The organism is Dyella sp. (assembly GCF_051962475.1).
GTDB lineage: Bacteria > Pseudomonadota > Gammaproteobacteria > Xanthomonadales > Rhodanobacteraceae > Dyella_A.
The window spans coordinates 12760-28380 of record NZ_JBQCCF010000040.1 but is presented as its reverse complement, the minus strand read 5'-3'; the positions used below and the strand labels follow the sequence as shown (position 1 = coordinate 28380).

Sequence of the window (15621 nt, the reverse complement as noted above, 5' to 3'; positions counted from 1 at the left end):
TTACCGAATTACCCGCGCGGCGCCCCGGTCGCCGCGTTCCACCAGGAGTCCTGCATGCTTGAACTGATCCTCTTGCGCCACGCCGAGGCCCTGCCTGCCACCGCAGGCGACGACGACCGGCAACGGCGGCTCAGCGGACACGGCGAACAGGAGGCGCGCGCGGCGGGCAGATGGCTGGCCAGCCACGGCGCGACGCCCCAGCGCGTGCTGTGCTCGCCGGCCGAGCGCACCCGCGCCACCGCCAACCTGGCGCTGGAGGCGCTGGGCGATTCGCCCGAGCTGCAGCTGGCCGACGAGATCTACGACGCCACGCCGGGCGAACTGCTGGCCCTGCTAGATCAGCACGACGAGGTCGGCACGGTGATGCTGGTGGGCCACAACCCGGGCATCGAACGGCTGGTGGCGCTGCTGGTCGAAGGGCGCTCGGATGACTTCCGCGGCATGCCTCCAGGTGGGCTGGCCGTGCTGCACCTCAACGGTGCGCTGGAACCGGGCAACGCGCGACTGGACGCCTTCTGGTCGCCATGATGCGGGCGGCCTGGCTGCCGCTGCTCGTCGCCCTGCTGGCCATCGCCCCCGCGCGGGGTGCGGACTACCGCATCGACACCTCGCGCTCGCACGCCGAGTTCAACGTGCGCCTGCTGTGGGTGCGCCAGATCAACGGCCGCTTCACTGACATCCACGGCGACGTCACCCTCAACGCGCTGCGCGACACCGCCGTGGTGCGCGCCACGGTGAACGTGGACTCCGTGGCGATGTCCTCGGCGCGGCTGCGCCGCTGGGTGCTCGATCCGGAGTTCTTCGACGTGCGGCGCTTTCCGGAGATCCACTTCGTCTCCGCGCCGCTGGCAGTGCGCTCGCTCGATGCCGGCGGCGAACTGCCCGGCTGGCTGACCCTGCGCGGCGTGACGCGGCCGGTGCTGTTCCGGCTGGAGCCGGCCAGCTGCACGCTGCAACGTGACACCGTCTGCCAGATCGAGGTGCGCGGGCAGATCCAGCGCAGCGATTACGGCATGGACGGCCACCACACCGCCGTCAGCGACACGGTGAACCTCGGCCTGCTGATCACGCTCGGCGCGGCCGCGCACTGAGCGGCACGCCGTATCATCCGCGCATGTCATTGCGCTTTCTTCCTCCGTTCCTGCTGTTGCTCGCGTTGGCGCTGCAGGGCTGCACCGTGCCGCGCCAGCAGGTGCGCCGCGCCGACGCGATCGTCGCTGCCACCACGCTGCCCTCGTTCGATTGCCCGCGCGCCGACCACTGCGCCGCGCCGTCGGCGGTGCTGCAGGCGGCCGACCTCGCGCTCGCCAGCTCCGCTACCGGCCACCCGCAGCACGTGGTCACCCTGCTGGCCGACAGCGAGGACGCGCTCGCTGCGCGCATTCACCTGATTCAGGCGGCGCGCCGCTCTATCGACGTGCAGACCTACATCTGGGACCAGGACGACGTCGGCCAGTTGGTGCTCGACCAGCTGGTGCAGGCGGCGCGACGCGGCGTGCGCGTGCGCATCCTCGCCGACCAGCTGTTCTCCTTCGGCGACGTCGCCCTGCTCGATCGCCTCGCGCGCGCCGATCGGCACCTCACGGTGAAGCTGTACAACCCCACCTTCCACGACGCCGAGACCAGCCCGGCCGAGTTCGCCGCGGGCATCGTGTGCTGCTTCATGAAGTTCAACCAGCGCATGCACAACAAGCTGCTGCTGGTGGACGACACCGTCGGCATCACCGGTGGACGCAACTATCAGGATCGCTACTTCAACTGGGACGGCGACTTCGACTACGTCGATCGCGACGTGATGGTCGGCGGCCCCGCCGCGCGCGACATGGCCGCGAGCTTCACCCGATTCTGGAAGCACAAGCGCTCGGTGCCGCTTGAGGCGCTGCGCGACGTGAACCGCTACATCCTGGCCCACCCCGCCGCGCCCGGCTGGCCGGCGCCGCAGTTCCGCCGTCCCGTCCGCGTGGCCAAGCTGGAGCGCGAGGCGAAGGATCCGGCGTGGATCCAGCAGCACCTGCTGGACCCGGCCTTCCACACCGGCGAGGTGGAGTTCTTCAGCGACCTGCCGGCCAAGACCGACGCGCCCACTCGCCGCCATGCGCTCGACTTCACCCACCACGTGATGCAGCTGGTCGCCAGCGCCAAGCACGAGGTGGTGCTGCAGACGCCGTACCTGGTGATGAGCGACCGGGCGCAGAAGATCTTCAAGACCATGCACCGCCGCGCCGACCCGCCGCGCATCCGCGTGTCGACCAATTCGCTGGCCTCCACCGACGCGTTCGCCGTGTACGCGCTCTCGTATAAACACCGCAAGCGCTACCTGCGCAAGTACGGCTTCGAGATCCAGGAGATGAAGCCGCACGCGGCCAGCGCCGAGGAAGACTACGCGCTGGCCAACGACGACCTGCTGCCAGCGATCGCGGCTTCCGTGCGCGAGCGCCGTCGCTACCCCGGCGCCGAGACGCGCGGGCTGTTCGGCAGCCGCGGCAGCAGCAACCGGCCAGCTCCGTTGATCGAGAGCGGCCTGCGCTTCGGTCTGCACGCCAAGTCGATCGTGGTGGATGACAGCTTCGCCATGGTCGGCTCGCACAACTTCGATCCGCGCTCGGACCACTTCAACACCGAGGCAGGCGTAATCGTGCACGACCGCGGCTTCGCCAACGCCGTGCGCTCATCGATCCTGCGCCTCACCGGTCCGCAGAACGCGTGGGTGATCGCGCCGCGCAAGCCGGTGGTACCGGTGCTCACCAGCGTCAACCAGGCGATCGGCGACATCTCCGAGAAGCTGCCGCTGTTCGACTTCTGGCCGTACCGCTACGCCACCAGCTACGACCTCAAGCCCGGCTGCACGCCGATGGCGCCCAGCGATCCGGCGTTCTTCAGCTGCTACGAGCCGGTGGGCGATTTCCCCGGCGTGGCGCTGTCGTTCAAGCTGATCTACACGCGCCTGATCACCGCGTTCGGCTCGGCCGGCAGCGGGGTTCTCTAACGATTGGCCGCGCCGAAGCGCATCGGCAGCTCGCCGCTGAAGCCCTGCGGATAGCCCGGCGGCACCGCAAAGCGCCACCCGGCGACCACGGCACGCGCGTGCGCATCGAGCACGGCGTCTCCGCTGGAGCGCGCCACCGCAGCATTCAGCACGCGACCGTCGCCATCCACGCGCACCGTCAGCACCACGCTGCCATCGAGGTGGCCCTGCAGGTCTGCGTAACGCGAGGACAGTGCCGGCATGCTCACCGGCACCAGTTCCGGCGGTGACGGCGGGGTGGCGGCCGCCGCATCGGACGATGCCTGCGGTCGCTGCGCGCCCATTACGCGAGGTGGCGCGTGGGTGCGGCGCGAACGCTCGCGGTAGGCGGCCGCGGCCGGCGCCACGTGCACGGCCTGTACCACGTGCTTGGGGCCGGCCCATTCGCTGGTGCGACCGCTCAACCACTGCGTGCCGAGCACGCCGATCAGCAGCGCCAGTACGCTCAGCAACGTGGTGACCCGGAGGCGGGGAGTGAGTCGCACGCGGGCGTCTGACGCGGCCATCTGGACGTCCAGACGGCTCAGCGCTCCAGAATCGCCGTGACGCCCATGCCGCCGGCGGTGCAGATGGAGATCAAGCCGCGGCCCGAACCCTTCTGCTCCAGCAGCTTGGCGAGCGTGGCGATGATGCGCGCGCCGGTGGCGGCGAACGGATGGCCGGTGGCCAGGCTCGAACCGTGCACGTTGAGCTTGGCCGGGTCGATGCTGCCCAGCGGCGCATCCAGCCCCAGCCGCTGCTTGCAGTAGTCGGCGCTCTCCCACGCGCGCAGCGTGCACAGCACCTGCGCGGCGAAGGCCTCGTGGATCTCGTAGTAGTCGAAGTCCTGCAGCGTCAGCCCCTGGCGCGCCAGCATGCGCGGCACGGCGATGGTCGGCGCCATCAGCAAGCCCTCGCCGCGTACAAAATCCACCGCGGCCACTTCGGCATCGCGCAGCCAGGCCTGCACGGTCAATCCGCGTGCTGTGGCCCAGCCCTCGCTGGCCAGCAGCACCGCAGCCGCGCCGTCGGACAAACCGGTGGAGTTGCCCGCGGTCAGCGTGCCCTGGCCGGAGCTTTTGTCGAACGCCGGCTTCAGCGCGGCGAGCTTCTCCAGCGTGGTGTCCGGGCGCAGGAAGCCGTCGCGCTTGATGCCACGGAACGGCACGATCAGCTCATCGAAGAAGCCGGCGTCGTACGCGGCGGCGAGCTTGCGGTGACTTTCCAGCGCGAGCTGGTCCTGCGCCTGGCGCGTGATGTGCCACTCCTTGGCCATCTTCTCGCAGTGCTGGCCCATCGACATGCCGGTGCGCGGCTCGGCCACGCCGGGGAACGAGGGTTTCAATTCGCCCAGCGAGAAGCCGGCGAACGCGGTCTTGAGCTTTTCCATCGGCGTCTTGGCGCGATTCAACGCCAGCAGCCGCTTGCGCAGGCGCTCGCCGTAGACGATCGGCACGTCGCTGGTGGTGTCCGAACCGGCCGCGATGCCCGCCTCGATCTGCCCGACGGCGATCTTGTTGGCTACGATGATTGCGTTGTCCAGCGACGTGCCGCAGGCGCGCGCCGTGGTGATCGCCGGCGTGGTCGGCGCCAGCCCCGACGACAGCACTGCCTCGCGCGCCAGATTCCACTCGAACGAATGGCGGATCACCGCGCCCAGCGCCACCTCACCCAGCTCCACGCCGTGCAGGGCGAAGCGCTCCACCAGCGCCCCGAGCACCTTCACCGACATGCCGAAATTGCCGACCTCGGCGTACGCCGTGTTGTTGCGGCAGAACGGAATCCGCACGCCACCGATCACGCCGACGCGTCGCTGCGAGTTGTCCATGAGCTCAAAACATCCGGGCGGGTATTGAGCTTGCAAGGCTAACCCGCGCTGCCGCCCCGGGAAACCCCGCCAGTGCGCCATTCGTGCGATGCGGTTCAGCGCCGCGCTCCAGGCCACCCTGGCGGCACTGATAAACTTGGCGATCACCGCCTTGCTGGACGCCGCTCTTGGACAGCTCACCCCTGCTCGCCCTGCCCGTGGTGCTCGCTATCGAGACCGGCGCCGACGACGCCACCCGCCGCACCACGCTGAGCCGCGACGAAGCGGCCGAGCTCGCCGGCCACATCGCCGCCGACCTGCAGACGCTGGTGCCCGCCGCCACCGAGGCGCGTCTTGCCGTGGCCGGTGCCCTGTTCGACGCGGTGGAGCTGCTGCGCCCGGGCTTTCCGGTGTGGGCCACGCTGGATGAACTGGCGCGTCGCGTGCCGCGCGGTCATCTGGAAAACGTGGTCGCCTTCGGCACCCACGAAGGCCGCATGCCGGCGCAGCCGCTGGAGCCGGAAGCCGCCTACGCCGACGGCCCGATGCGCCTGCTGCCGATCACCCTGCTCGCGCCCGCGCCGCTCGCCACCACGCTGGCCGAACAGCTGGAGCTGGATTTGGTCGGCCGTGGCGAAGCGGGCCAGCGCACCGCCGACTGGCTGATCCGCACGCTCGGGGTGCCGCTGGAACACGTGCGCTACCTGAGCCGCAACGACCTGCTCGCACTGACCTGCGTGCAGTACGAGCACGTGAACCTGGCGCCGCTGTGGAGCCTGCTGGAAACCGCGCTGCTCACGCCGTACCACGAGGAAGCCACGCTCAGCGCCCGCGGCCTGCCGCTGCGCTACGCCGAGGGCGCGGTGCAGGTGCAGTCGCCCGCGCAGTGGCTGGCCGAAAGCCATGACGCGGACCGCGCGCATGCCTTCGCCGGCATCGTGTTCGAGCTGCGCCAGTACGCCGCCCTGCTCGAAGCGCACGCGCTGCCGCTGCGCTTGGCACCGGCCGAGGGCATCAGCGCGCAAGCGAGCGACGGCTATCTGCTGGAAACCTTCGGCGAGGCGGACGCCGCCTACGAGCCGCCGCTGCTGGTGGCGCACGAAGCGCCTGGCCTGGGTGTGGTCGCGGTGACCGCCGCGCAGCGCGGCGACGGCGGTCGCGCCCGCGTGCTGGCGCACGGCTATCCGCTGCAGCCCCACGCGTTGGGAGCGCTGGTCAGCGCGCTGGCCGAACAGTTCGGTATCGCGCCTGACCTTCACGCGCTCGGCCGCATCCAGCTCGACGCCGACGGTCGCCTGGGCGCCCCAGACACGCCGCTGCACTGAGCCGCAGGAGAACGATCGCCCGCCTGCTGCGCAAGGCGGGCCACGCTCTGGTGACTAGAGCTTGGTGGCGCACCCGCGGCGCCGCGCTGAAGCCGAGGCGACGCGCGCCTAGCCGTCCGCCGGGGGCTGCAGCCCCAGCACCACGGTCGGCCACAGCTCCGACACCGTGGGATGGATCGGCACCGCCCAGCGCAGCGCGTCGAGCGGCTGGTCGGCGCTCATCAGGTCGAGCACGCCGTGGATCGCCTCGTCGCCGCTCACGCCGAGGATCGCCGCGCCCAGCACGCGCTTGGTTTCGGCATCGGCCACCAGCTTCATGAAGCCCTCGGTCTGGCCGCGCTCCACGGCGCGGCCGACGCGCGTCATCGGGCGCTTCGACACCAGCAGCGGGCGGCCGCTGGCGCGCGCCTGCGCCTCGGTCATTCCCACGCGGCCCAGCGGCGGGTCGATGTACAGCGCGTAGCCCGGCACCCGCTGCGACAGCGTGCGGTGGTCGCCGTCGAGCAGGTTGGCGGCGATGATCTCGAAGTCGTTGTACGCGGTGTGGGTGAACGCACCGCGGCCGTTGCAGTCGCCCATCGCCCAGATGCCGGGCACGTTGCTGGCGAGCGTGTCGTCGACGGTGATGTAGCCGCGCTCGTCGGTGGCCACGCCGGCGCGGTCCAGGCCGAGATCGTCGGTGTTCGGGCGGCGGCCCATCGCCAGCAGTACGTGGCTGGCCACCACCTCGGGCGCGCCGTCGGTGCAGTCCACCTTCACCGCGACGCCGTCGGCGTGCGGGGCGAACGCGATGCATTCGGCGCCGGTGCGCACGGCGATGCCTTCGGCTTCCAGAATCTCGCGGATCGCCTGTGACACGTCCTCGTCCTCGCGGGCGATCAGCCGCGACTGCCGCTCGATCACCGTCACCTGCGCGCCGAAGCGGCGGAACATCTGCGCAAACTCCAGCCCGATGTAGCTGCCGCCGACCACCGCCAGATGCCGCGGCGGCGTGTCCAGCTGCAGGATCGAGGTGTTGGTGAGGTAGTCGATGGCGTCCACGCCGGGCAGCGGCGGCACCGTGGCGCGACCGCCCACGTTGAGGAACACGCGCGGCGCGCGGATCGTCATCTCGCCCACCTGCAGCGTGTCCGGCGCCAGGAAGCGCGCGTGCCCGCGCAGCACGGTGAGATGCTCCATGCCGTGCAGCCAGCGCTCCACGTTGCGCCGCGCGTTCATCGTCACCGTATGCGCGCGCGCCATCACCTTGGGGAAATCCACCGTGACCTCGCCGCCCACGTGCACGCCGTAGTCGGCGCCGCGGCGCGCCAGGTGCGCCACCTCGGCGCTGGCCACCAGCGCCTTGGTCGGCATGCAGCCGGTGTTGACGCAGGTGCCGCCGAACAGGTGCCGCTCGATCAGCGCCACCTGCATGCCGGCGGCGGTGAGGCGCCCGGCCAGCGCGGGCCCGGCCTGGCCCGCGCCGACGATGATGGCGTCGTAGGCGGCGCTCATGGCAGCAGCGCCATGATCGCGATGCCGCCGCCGATGGCGACGATGTCTTCCAGCAGCGCCGCGGGGCGATCGCGTCCGAACGCCGCGGCCAGCCGGGACCGCGCCGCCGCGCCGCCCAGTGTGCCGAGCGCCGCACCCACCGCACCGGCCACGGCACCCATCCACCACTGGCCAGCGGCCAGGCCCACCGCGGCGCCGCAGAACCCGCCCATCACGATGCGCGTGGCGAACGGCGCCAGCAGCTTGCGGCTGGGCGTGGTGGGCAACTGGTCGGTGATCAGCTCACCCACGGCGAGCAGCGAGACGATCCACGGCGTGAAGCGCCAGCCCAGGAAAGCCAGCGGCGTGCCTTGCAACGGCAGCACGCCGAGCTGGGCCGCCCAGCTGACGATGGACGGTGCGGTCATCGCGCGCAGGCCGGCGACGATGCCGATGAGCAGTGCAGCGAGCAGGAAGATCATGGCGGGTTCCTCGGTGAACGTGAGCCTTGCAGGGTCTTCAGTCGGTCGCTGGCCGTCTTGCATGATCGCGCCCGTTGTACGCCCTTGCGCCGAGCCCGTCACCCCGCCCTCAGCGGGCGCGTTCCAGCGCCTGCTCGTACATGAAGTAGTGGCAGCGCTCCATGCCGAGGCCTTCGTAGGTGGCTTGGGCGCGCTCGTTCTCTGTTTCCACGTACAGCCGCAGGCCGACTGCGCCGGCCTCGCCCGCGCGGCGCGCCACGTCGGCGTACAGCGCGCGGAACACGCCGCTGCGGCGTGCGGACTCGGTCACGTAGACGCTCTGGATCCACCAGAAGTTGCCGTTGCGCCAGTCGCTCCACTCGTAGGTCACCATCAGGCAGCCGGCCGGTTTGCCGTCCAGTTCCGCGACGAGATAGAACCCGCGGCGCGGTTCGTCGAATACCGCCGCCATACCGCGCGAGAACACGTCCGGGTCGAGCCGCCTGTGCTCGGTCTCCCACGCCATTGCGGCGTTCCATGCGATGAGGTTCGGCAGATCTTCGCGTTGGGCGTCGCGCACGGTCATGGTCATACGGTGTCTCCAAATCAGGACTTGTTCGGCCGGCGCGTGCGCGAGGCGCCGAGCTTGCGGGTGAGCGTGTTGCGGCCCACGCCGAGCGCGGCGGCGGCGTGCTGGCGGTGGTTGTCGTGGGCGCGCAGCGCGGCCTGCATCAGGGTGTGGTCCAGCGCCTCGCGGGCGCGGGCGTGGATGTCCGCCTCGCCGCGCGCCAGCGCCTGCTCGGCCCAATCGCGCAGGGCGTGGGTCCAGTCGTCGCCGCCGGCGGTGGGCGCGGCGGTGCCCAGGTCGCTGGGCAGGATCTCTGCGCCCGGCGCGATCACCGCGAGGCGTCGGCACAGGTTCTCCAACTCGCGCACGTTGCCGGGGAAGTCGCGCTGAGCGATTGCCTTCAGCGCCGCCTTGGAGAAGCGCTTGGGCGGCAGCTTCAGCTCCACCGCCGCCGCGGCGAGGAAATGCTCGGCCAGCTTCGGAATGTCGCTGCGGCGCTGGCGCAGCGGTGGCAACTCGATGCGCACCACATCCAGGCGATGCAGCAGGTCGGCGCGGAATTGGCCGCTGGCCACGCGCGCGGCCAGATCCTGATGCGTGGCGGCGACGATGCGCACATCGCCGCGCATCAGCTCGCGCCCGCCCACGCGGTAGAACTCGCCGCCAGCCAGCACGCGCAGCAGGCGCGTCTGCAGCGCCAGCGGCATGTCGCCGATCTCGTCCAAGAACAGCGTGCCGCCCTCGGCCTGCTCGAAGCGGCCGGCGTGGCGGCGGGTGGCGCCTGTGAACGCGCCGGCCTCGTGGCCGAACAACTCGCTCTCCAAAAGCTCCGACGGGATCGCCGCCGTATTGAGCGCCACGAACGGCTTGTCGCGCCGCGCGCTCTCCTCGTGCAGTGCGCGCGCCACCAGCTCCTTGCCGGTGCCGGTCTCGCCGGTGATCAGCACGCTGAGGTCGCTGGCGGCGACGCGGCCGATCAGCCGGAACACCTCGCGCATCGCGCTGCTCTCGCCGAGCAGCGTGTGCCGCGGCGTCTCCAGTTTCGCCGGTGCCGGCGACGGGGCGGCGTCGGCGAGCGCGCGCTCCACCGCGGCCACCGCCTGGTCCAGGTCGAACGGCTTGGCCAGGTAGTCGACCGCGCCCTGCCGGTAGGCGGCGGCGGCAGTGGCCACGTCGGTGTAGGCGCTCATCACGATCACCGGCCCCACACCCTGCGCCTTCAGCTCGCCGAGCAGCGCCAGACCGTCTTCGCCGGGCATGCGCACGTCGGTCAGCAGCAGCGCGGGGCGGGCCGTTTTCAGCGCGTCGCGCACGCTGGCCACGTCGCCGAACTCGCGCACGGCGTGCCCGGCGTCGCGCAGCGCCTCGGCCAGCACGAAGCGCACGCCGCGGTCGTCGTCGACCACCCAGACGTCGCGGGGGGCGGGGGCATCAGTCATCGGTCACATCCGTCGGGGTGTCGGTCAAGGCCCGCTGCGGCGGCGGCAGCGGCAGGTAGAGCGAGAACACGGTTTCGCCGGGCCGGCCCTGCCAGCGCAGTTCGCCGCCGTGCTCGTGGGCGATCTCGCGCGACAGCGCCAGGCCGAGGCCGGTGCCATCCGGTCGCCCGGACACCAGCGGCTGGAACAGCGTGTCGCGCAGCGCGGCCGGCACCCCGGCGCCATCGTCGATCACGTCAACCCGCAGCGCGCTGCGCAGCATCCGCTCGCCGAGCCGCACGCCGTGTTCGGCGCGCGTGCGCAGGGCCAGCGTCTGCGCCCCGGCCTCGCGCGCGTTGCGCGCCAGGTTCAGCAGCACCTGCAGCAGGCGGTCGGCGTCGGCGGGGAAGTCCGGCAGGCTGGGGTCGTAGTCGTGGCGCAGCGTGAGCGGCGCAGGCTCGGCCTGCAGCAGGTCGGCCAGCCGCTCCAGCAGGTGATGGATGTTCACCGGCGCCAATCGCGGCGCGCCGTCATGATGCAACAGGCGGTTGGCCAGCGCGCCGAGCCGGTCGGCCTCGGCGATCACCATGCCGGCCAGCGCCTTCAAGTCCTCGTCGTCCAGCCGCCGCTGCAGCAGCTGCGCCGCACCGCGCAGGCCCGCCAGCGGATTCTTCACCTCGTGCGCGAAGCCGCGCAGCGTCGCCGACAGCGGCGACGCCGTCGCGGCCGGCTCGGCCAGCGCGTGCACTTCCAGCAGCAGTTGCCCGTCGAACGGCTGCAGGCTCAGGTCGGCCTGCCACTCGGTGCCGCGCTGGGTGGTCATCGCCACGCCGCGCAACTGCAGCGCCCGCTCCTCGTCCAGCGCCCGCCGCGCCTGCGCCAGCACCGCCGCGTCGTCCGCGAACATCAACGCCGCCGACTGCCCGACCAGACTACGCGTGCCCAGCGCCAGCCGCTCGGCCAGCGCCGGATTCAGCCACACCACGCGCAACTCGGCGTCGACCAGGGCCAGCCCGGTCGCCATCTGCTCCGCCAGCGGGCGCCAGGATGCGTTGCTCATTGCACCATCATGGGGAATGCATCGGGCTGGTGCAATGCATGTCCATCTGCCGTCTCATGCCCTGAGATGCCCGCGCGCTTCAATCCGACGCCCGCCTATGCGAGCGACGCCATGAACGCCCTGATCGATCCGGCCCACCGCGCCGACGAGGCTGCTGCCGATGAATTGGTGTTGCGCGGCCCGGCCGATGGTGGCGCGCTGGCGGCGCGGCTGGCCAAGCGCTACGCCGGGCGGGTGACCGGCTCGTTCGTGGTGCCGGGGCGCGAGGGGGCCTACCAACCGCTGCCGGAGGATTTGCCGCCGGCGCTGGCGGATGCGCTGCGGGCGCGTGGCATCACCCAGCTGTACAAGCACCAGGGCGAGACGTGGGCGGCCGCGCAGGCGGGGGCGCACGTGGCGGTGGTGACGCCCACCGCCTCGGGCAAGTCGCTGTGCTACACGCTGCCGGTGGTGGCCGCAGCGATGCAGTCCAACGCCAAGGCGCTGTACCTGTTCCCGACCAAGGCGCTGGCACAGGACCAGGTGGCCGAGCTGCTGGAGCTCAATCGCGCCGGCGAGCTGGGGGTGAAGGCGTTCACTTTCGACGGCGACACGCCGGGCGATGCGCGGCAGGCGATCCGGCTGCACGGCGACATCGTGGTGAGCAACCCGGACATGCTGCACCAGGCGATCCTGCCGCATCACACCAAGTGGGCGCAGTTCTTCGAGAACTTGGCGTTCGTGGTGATCGACGAGGTGCACAGCTACCGCGGCGTGTTCGGCTCGCACGTGGCCAACGTGATCCGCCGGCTCAAGCGCATCTGCGCGTTCTACGGGGTGCGCCCGCAGTTCATCCTGTGCTCGGCGACCATCGGCAACCCGCAGCAGCACGCCGAGGCGCTGATCGAGGCGCCGGTGCATGCGATCACCGAATCCGGCGCACCCTCGGGCGACCGCCACGTGCTGCTGTGGAACCCGCCGGTGGTGAACCCCGACCTCGGCCTGCGCGCCTCGGCGCGTTCGCAGAGCAACCGCATCGCGCGGCTGGCGATCAAGGCGGGACTGAAGACCCTGGTGTTCGCGCAGAGCCGCAGCATGGTCGAGGTGCTCACCAAGTATCTGAAAGACGTGTTCGACCACGACCCGCGCAAGCCGCCGCGCATCCGCGCCTACCGCGGCGGCTACTTGCCGACCGAGCGGCGCGACGCCGAGCGGGCGATGCGCGCGGGCAACGTGGACGGCATCGTCAGCACCTCGGCGCTGGAGCTGGGCGTGGACATCGGCGCGCTGGACGCCGTGGTACTCAATGGGTATCCCGGCTCGGTGGCGGCGACGTGGCAGCGCTTCGGCCGCGCCGGTCGGCGGCAGCAGGCGGCGCTGGGCGTGCTGGTGGCCAGCTCCGATCCGCTGGACCAGTACCTGGTGCGCCATCCTGAATTCTTCGAAGGCGCACCGCCGGAGCATGCGCGCATCGCGCCAGACCAGCCGCTGATCCTGCTCGACCACATCCGCTGCGCCGCATTCGAGCTGCCGTTCGTGGGCCACGAAGTGTTCGGCAACGAGGTCGCGACGCCATGGCTGGAAGTGCTGGGCGAGGAAGGCGTGCTGCACCGCGAGGGCGAGCGCTGGGAGTGGATCGCCGACAGCTACCCGGCCAACGCGGTGTCGCTGCGTTCGGTGGCCGACGGCAACTTCGTGGTGGTGGACCGCACCGGCGGGCGCCAGACCATCCTCGCCGAAGTGGATTACTCGGCCGCCGCGCTCACCCTGTACGAGGGCGCCATCCACATGATCCAGGCCACGCCCTACCAGGTGGAACGGCTGGACTGGGAGGGCCGCAAGGCCTACGTCACGCGCACCCAGGGGGACTACTACACCGACGCCATCGACTACACCAAGCTCAAGGTGCTGGACGCCTTCGGCAGCGCGCCGGCCGGCCGCGGCCAGGCCCACCACGGCGAGGTGCACGTGGTGCGCCGCGTGGCCGGCTACAAGAAGATCCGCTACTACACGCACGAGAACATCGGCTACGGCCCGGTCAACCTGCCCGACCAGGAGCTGCACACCACCGCGGTGTGGTGGCAGCTGGACCAGCGCACGCTGCAGCAGGCGTTCGACGAGCGGCAGCAGGCGCTGGACGGTTTCCTCGGCGCGGCATACGCGCTGCACATCGTCGCCACCGTGGCGGTGATGGCCGAGTCGCGCGACCTGCAGAAGGCGGTGGGCAGCGGCGACGGCGCGTGGTTCGTCAGCAGCGATGCCAGCGGCCGCGGCCAGCTGCGCGGTGCGGACGGCCAGCCCACCGCGCTGGCACCGGATGCGCCGTTCACGCCGACGGTCTATCTCTACGACGCCTTCCCCGGCGGCGTGGGCCTGAGCGCGCCGCTGTTCGAGCGGCGCGAGGATCTGCTCGCCCAGGCGCGTTCGCTGCTGGAGCGCTGCGATTGCCCCTTCGGCTGCCCCGCCTGCGTGGGTCCGGTGCTGGCGGTGGACGAGGCCGCCGAGCGCGCGCCGAAGGCCCTGGCCACGCGCGTACTCGCCCTGCTGGCCAGCCTGTGAGCGCGTTGCGCGATCGCCTGCGTGGCCTGCGCGCGCAGGCCGGCCAGAGCGTGGCGACCGCGGCACCGGTGCCCGCGCCCGCGACGCGCAAGACCACCACCGAGGATCTGCGCTGGCTACTCGGCGTGCGTGCCCGCTCGCACGCGCGACCGACTGCACCCTTCCCCGCCCGCGACCGCGCGCTGTTCGGCGAGGAGATCGCACCCGGCCTGCGCTACACCGAGGAGCACGTCGACTGGCCCGATCCACCCTCGCCCATCGACACGCGCTTCGCCCGCCGCGAAGACACCATCGACCCGGCGCGGCTGATGCACTTCGACACTGAGACCACGGGACTGGCCGGCGGCACCGGCACCCGCGCTTTCATGATTGGCGCGGCCGACTGGCGCGCGGGGCGCTTGCGGCTGCGCCAGCTCACCATCACCACCATGGCGGCGGAAACCGCGATGCTGCAGACCTTCGCCGGCTGGTTGCAACCGGACAGCGTGCTCGTCAGCTACAACGGCAAGTGCTACGACGCGCCGCTGCTGGCCACCCGCTACCGCCTCGCGCGATTGGCCAACCCGCTGGCCGGCCTCGATCATCTGGACCTGCTGCACCCGGTGCGCCGCCACTGGAAAGGCCAGTGGGAAAACTGCCGCCTTGCCACCGCCGAACGCCAGTTGCTCGGCGTGCTGCGCGAAGACGACCTGCCCGGCTCGGAAGCGCCGGGCGCCTGGCTCGCCTACCTGCGCGGCGGCCCGGCGACCAACCTGCGCCGCGTCGCCGCACACAACGCGCAAGACCTGAAGAGCCTGGCCGGGGTGCTGCTGCGCTTGTCGGCGCTGGGCCAGGCACAGCCGGGCTGAGCACACGCGGGGAGCGGCTCGCACCCGCGCTGCGGACGTCAATGACATCACATCTCCCGATAGCGCCAGACCCGAGCAGACACGGCGCCGCCCACCGGACCGCCGCTTGGGCCACACTGTCGCAATCCCCTGTTCTGGAAGCCCGCGCATGATCGAACCCTCCCTGATCGTCTTCGGCGAGTCGCTGGTGGACGCCTTTGCCGATGGCCCCGTGCCCGGCGGTGCGCCGTTCAACGTAGCCTGTCATCTCGCTGCGCTGGGATTGGCGCCGATGATGCTGACGCGGCTGGGCGATGACGAGGCGGGACAGGCGCTGCGGGCGGCGGCGGCGCGCAGCGGACTGTCGCTGCAGCACGCGCAGGCCGACGTGCAGACCGCCCGCGTGCTGGTGCACGAACGCGAGGGCGGCCACGCGTTCGAGATTCCCGCGGACCAGGCGTTCGATCGCATCGATGCAGCGCAGGCTGTGGCCGCGGTGCAGACACTCAAGGCGGGCGCGCCGTGGCTGTATTTCGGCACGCTGGCGCTACGTTCGCCGGAGTCGCGTGCCGCGCTGGCGGCGGTGCGCCAGACCACGCCGCACCGCGCTTTCGTCGACCTCAACTGGCGCGAGGCCGGGCCGTCGCCCGAGGCGATTCTCGAGCTGGTGCACGACGTGCACGTGCTCAAGCTCAGCGACACGGAACTGGCGCAGCTGCTCGACTGGCTCGACCTGGCGCCGATGCCCGGCGTGCCCGAGCTCGACGATGCGCACGCCTCGATGGCCGCGCTGTGCGCGCGCACCGGTGCACGCCACGTGCTGGTCAGCCACGGCGCCGAGGGCGCGGCCGCGTGGAATGCCGAGGGACGGTGTGTGGCGCGGGCCGTCGCGCCGCCGCTGCCACAGCTGGTGGATACGGTGGGTGCCGGCGACGCCTTCAGCGCGATGATGCTGGCCGGCCTCGCGCTGGGTCATCCGCTGGCATGCATGGTCGGCCAGTCGGTGGCGTTCGCCAGCCAGAGCTGCGGCTGGCGCGGCGCGCTGCCCGCCGATGGCGCGCTGTACCTGCCGTGGCGCAAGGCGCTGGAGCAGGCCGTGGCGACGACGATTCCCTGAGCGGCTGACGTCCCAGCGCCAGC

14 protein-coding genes are annotated in these 15621 nt (G+C 71.4%); 7 read left to right on the top strand and 7 right to left on the bottom strand.

Going from position 1 to position 15621, the window contains the following annotated elements; genetic code table 11:
• Positions 1–54 precede the first annotated feature (54 nt).
• The 3 genes from ACTHJF_RS09305 to ACTHJF_RS09295 are packed head-to-tail and all read left to right on the top strand — an operon-like array spanning position 55 to position 2986.
• Positions 55–528: a SixA phosphatase family protein gene (locus ACTHJF_RS09305; protein WP_440266857.1), complete on the top strand. Its 474-nt coding sequence runs from the start codon at positions 55–57 to the stop codon at positions 526–528.
• On the top strand, positions 525–1091 hold the full coding sequence (locus ACTHJF_RS09300; RefSeq protein ID WP_440266856.1) for a YceI family protein: 567 nt from the start codon (positions 525–527) through the stop codon (positions 1089–1091). The genes ACTHJF_RS09305 and ACTHJF_RS09300 overlap by 4 nt, the downstream gene beginning before the upstream one ends.
• Before the next feature lie 23 nt (positions 1092–1114).
• On the top strand, positions 1115–2986 hold the full coding sequence (locus ACTHJF_RS09295) for a phospholipase D-like domain-containing protein (RefSeq protein ID WP_440266855.1): 1872 nt from the start codon (positions 1115–1117) through the stop codon (positions 2984–2986).
• On the opposite strand, the gene ACTHJF_RS09290 is transcribed toward ACTHJF_RS09295, so the two are convergent.
• Positions 2983–3531 carry an energy transducer TonB family protein gene (locus tag ACTHJF_RS09290; RefSeq protein WP_440266854.1) on the bottom strand — a complete coding sequence of 183 codons (549 nt, stop codon included), beginning with the start codon at positions 3529–3531 and terminating at the stop codon, positions 2983–2985. The two genes, ACTHJF_RS09295 and ACTHJF_RS09290, sit on opposite strands and share 4 nt — an antisense overlap.
• A 17-nt stretch (positions 3532–3548) precedes the next feature.
• Positions 3549–4832 carry an acetyl-CoA C-acetyltransferase gene (locus ACTHJF_RS09285; RefSeq protein WP_440266853.1) on the bottom strand — a complete coding sequence of 428 codons (1284 nt, stop codon included), beginning with the start codon at positions 4830–4832 and terminating at the stop codon, positions 3549–3551.
• 167 nt (positions 4833–4999) lie between these two features.
• Here ACTHJF_RS09285 and ACTHJF_RS09280 point away from each other — a divergent pair, with 167 nt between their 5' ends.
• Positions 5000–6136 carry a hypothetical protein gene (locus tag ACTHJF_RS09280; protein WP_440266852.1) on the top strand — a complete coding sequence of 379 codons (1137 nt, stop codon included), beginning with the start codon at positions 5000–5002 and terminating at the stop codon, positions 6134–6136.
• Positions 6137–6244: 108 nt separating this feature from the next.
• On the opposite strand, the gene ACTHJF_RS09275 is transcribed toward ACTHJF_RS09280, so the two are convergent.
• From ACTHJF_RS09275 to ACTHJF_RS09255, 5 genes are all read right to left on the bottom strand, one after another.
• On the bottom strand, positions 6245–7630 hold the full coding sequence (locus ACTHJF_RS09275) for an FAD-containing oxidoreductase (protein ID WP_440266851.1): 1386 nt from the start codon (positions 7628–7630) through the stop codon (positions 6245–6247).
• Positions 7627–8091, bottom strand: a complete 465-nt coding sequence (locus ACTHJF_RS09270) for a DUF4126 domain-containing protein (protein ID WP_440266850.1) — start codon at positions 8089–8091, stop codon at positions 7627–7629. The genes ACTHJF_RS09275 and ACTHJF_RS09270 overlap by 4 nt, the downstream gene beginning before the upstream one ends.
• 109 nt (positions 8092–8200) lie before the next feature.
• The gene (locus ACTHJF_RS09265) at positions 8201–8662 is read right to left on the bottom strand and encodes an N-acetyltransferase family protein (RefSeq protein ID WP_440266849.1); all 462 of its coding nucleotides are present in this window, start codon (positions 8660–8662) and stop codon (positions 8201–8203) included.
• 14 nt (positions 8663–8676) lie between these two features.
• Positions 8677–10077, bottom strand: coding sequence for a nitrogen regulation protein NR(I) (ntrC, locus tag ACTHJF_RS09260; protein WP_440266848.1), 1401 nt, complete (start codon positions 10075–10077; stop codon positions 8677–8679).
• Positions 10070–11116, bottom strand: coding sequence for a two-component system sensor histidine kinase NtrB (locus tag ACTHJF_RS09255; RefSeq protein WP_440266847.1), 1047 nt, complete (start codon positions 11114–11116; stop codon positions 10070–10072). Before ACTHJF_RS09255 ends, ntrC begins: the two co-directional genes overlap by 8 nt.
• Positions 11117–11227: 111 nt before the next feature.
• Between ACTHJF_RS09255 and ACTHJF_RS09250 the strand changes: the two genes are divergently transcribed.
• The 3 genes from ACTHJF_RS09250 (at position 11228) to ACTHJF_RS09240 (ending at position 15598) form a co-directional block, all read left to right on the top strand.
• Positions 11228–13654, top strand: coding sequence for a DEAD/DEAH box helicase (locus ACTHJF_RS09250; RefSeq protein WP_440266846.1), 2427 nt, complete (start codon positions 11228–11230; stop codon positions 13652–13654).
• Positions 13651–14502, top strand: coding sequence for a ribonuclease H-like domain-containing protein (locus ACTHJF_RS09245; RefSeq protein WP_440266845.1), 852 nt, complete (start codon positions 13651–13653; stop codon positions 14500–14502). The genes ACTHJF_RS09250 and ACTHJF_RS09245 overlap by 4 nt, the downstream gene beginning before the upstream one ends.
• A 148-nt stretch (positions 14503–14650) precedes the next feature.
• Complete coding sequence (locus ACTHJF_RS09240) at positions 14651–15598, top strand: PfkB family carbohydrate kinase (RefSeq protein WP_440266844.1); 948 nt, start codon at positions 14651–14653, stop codon at positions 15596–15598.
• Positions 15599–15621: the final 23 nt, after the last annotated feature.

Coding starts and splice junctions, on each gene's coding strand:
- ACTHJF_RS09295 (WP_440266855.1), top strand. CDS start 1,115: ATGTCATTGCGCTTTCTTCCTCCGTTCCTGCTGTTGCTCGCGTTGGCG.
- ACTHJF_RS09305 (WP_440266857.1), top strand. CDS start 55: ATGCTTGAACTGATCCTCTTGCGCCACGCCGAGGCCCTGCCTGCCACC.
- ACTHJF_RS09250 (WP_440266846.1), top strand. CDS start 11,228: ATGAACGCCCTGATCGATCCGGCCCACCGCGCCGACGAGGCTGCTGCC.
- ACTHJF_RS09265 (WP_440266849.1), bottom strand. CDS start 8,662: ATGACCATGACCGTGCGCGACGCCCAACGCGAAGATCTGCCGAACCTC.
- ACTHJF_RS09255 (WP_440266847.1), bottom strand. CDS start 11,116: ATGAGCAACGCATCCTGGCGCCCGCTGGCGGAGCAGATGGCGACCGGG.
- ntrC (WP_440266848.1), bottom strand. CDS start 10,077: ATGACTGATGCCCCCGCCCCCCGCGACGTCTGGGTGGTCGACGACGAC.
- ACTHJF_RS09300 (WP_440266856.1), top strand. CDS start 525: ATGATGCGGGCGGCCTGGCTGCCGCTGCTCGTCGCCCTGCTGGCCATC.
- ACTHJF_RS09285 (WP_440266853.1), bottom strand. CDS start 4,832: ATGGACAACTCGCAGCGACGCGTCGGCGTGATCGGTGGCGTGCGGATT.
- ACTHJF_RS09270 (WP_440266850.1), bottom strand. CDS start 8,091: ATGATCTTCCTGCTCGCTGCACTGCTCATCGGCATCGTCGCCGGCCTG.
- ACTHJF_RS09240 (WP_440266844.1), top strand. CDS start 14,651: ATGATCGAACCCTCCCTGATCGTCTTCGGCGAGTCGCTGGTGGACGCC.
- ACTHJF_RS09275 (WP_440266851.1), bottom strand. CDS start 7,630: ATGAGCGCCGCCTACGACGCCATCATCGTCGGCGCGGGCCAGGCCGGG.
- ACTHJF_RS09290 (WP_440266854.1), bottom strand. CDS start 3,531: ATGGCCGCGTCAGACGCCCGCGTGCGACTCACTCCCCGCCTCCGGGTC.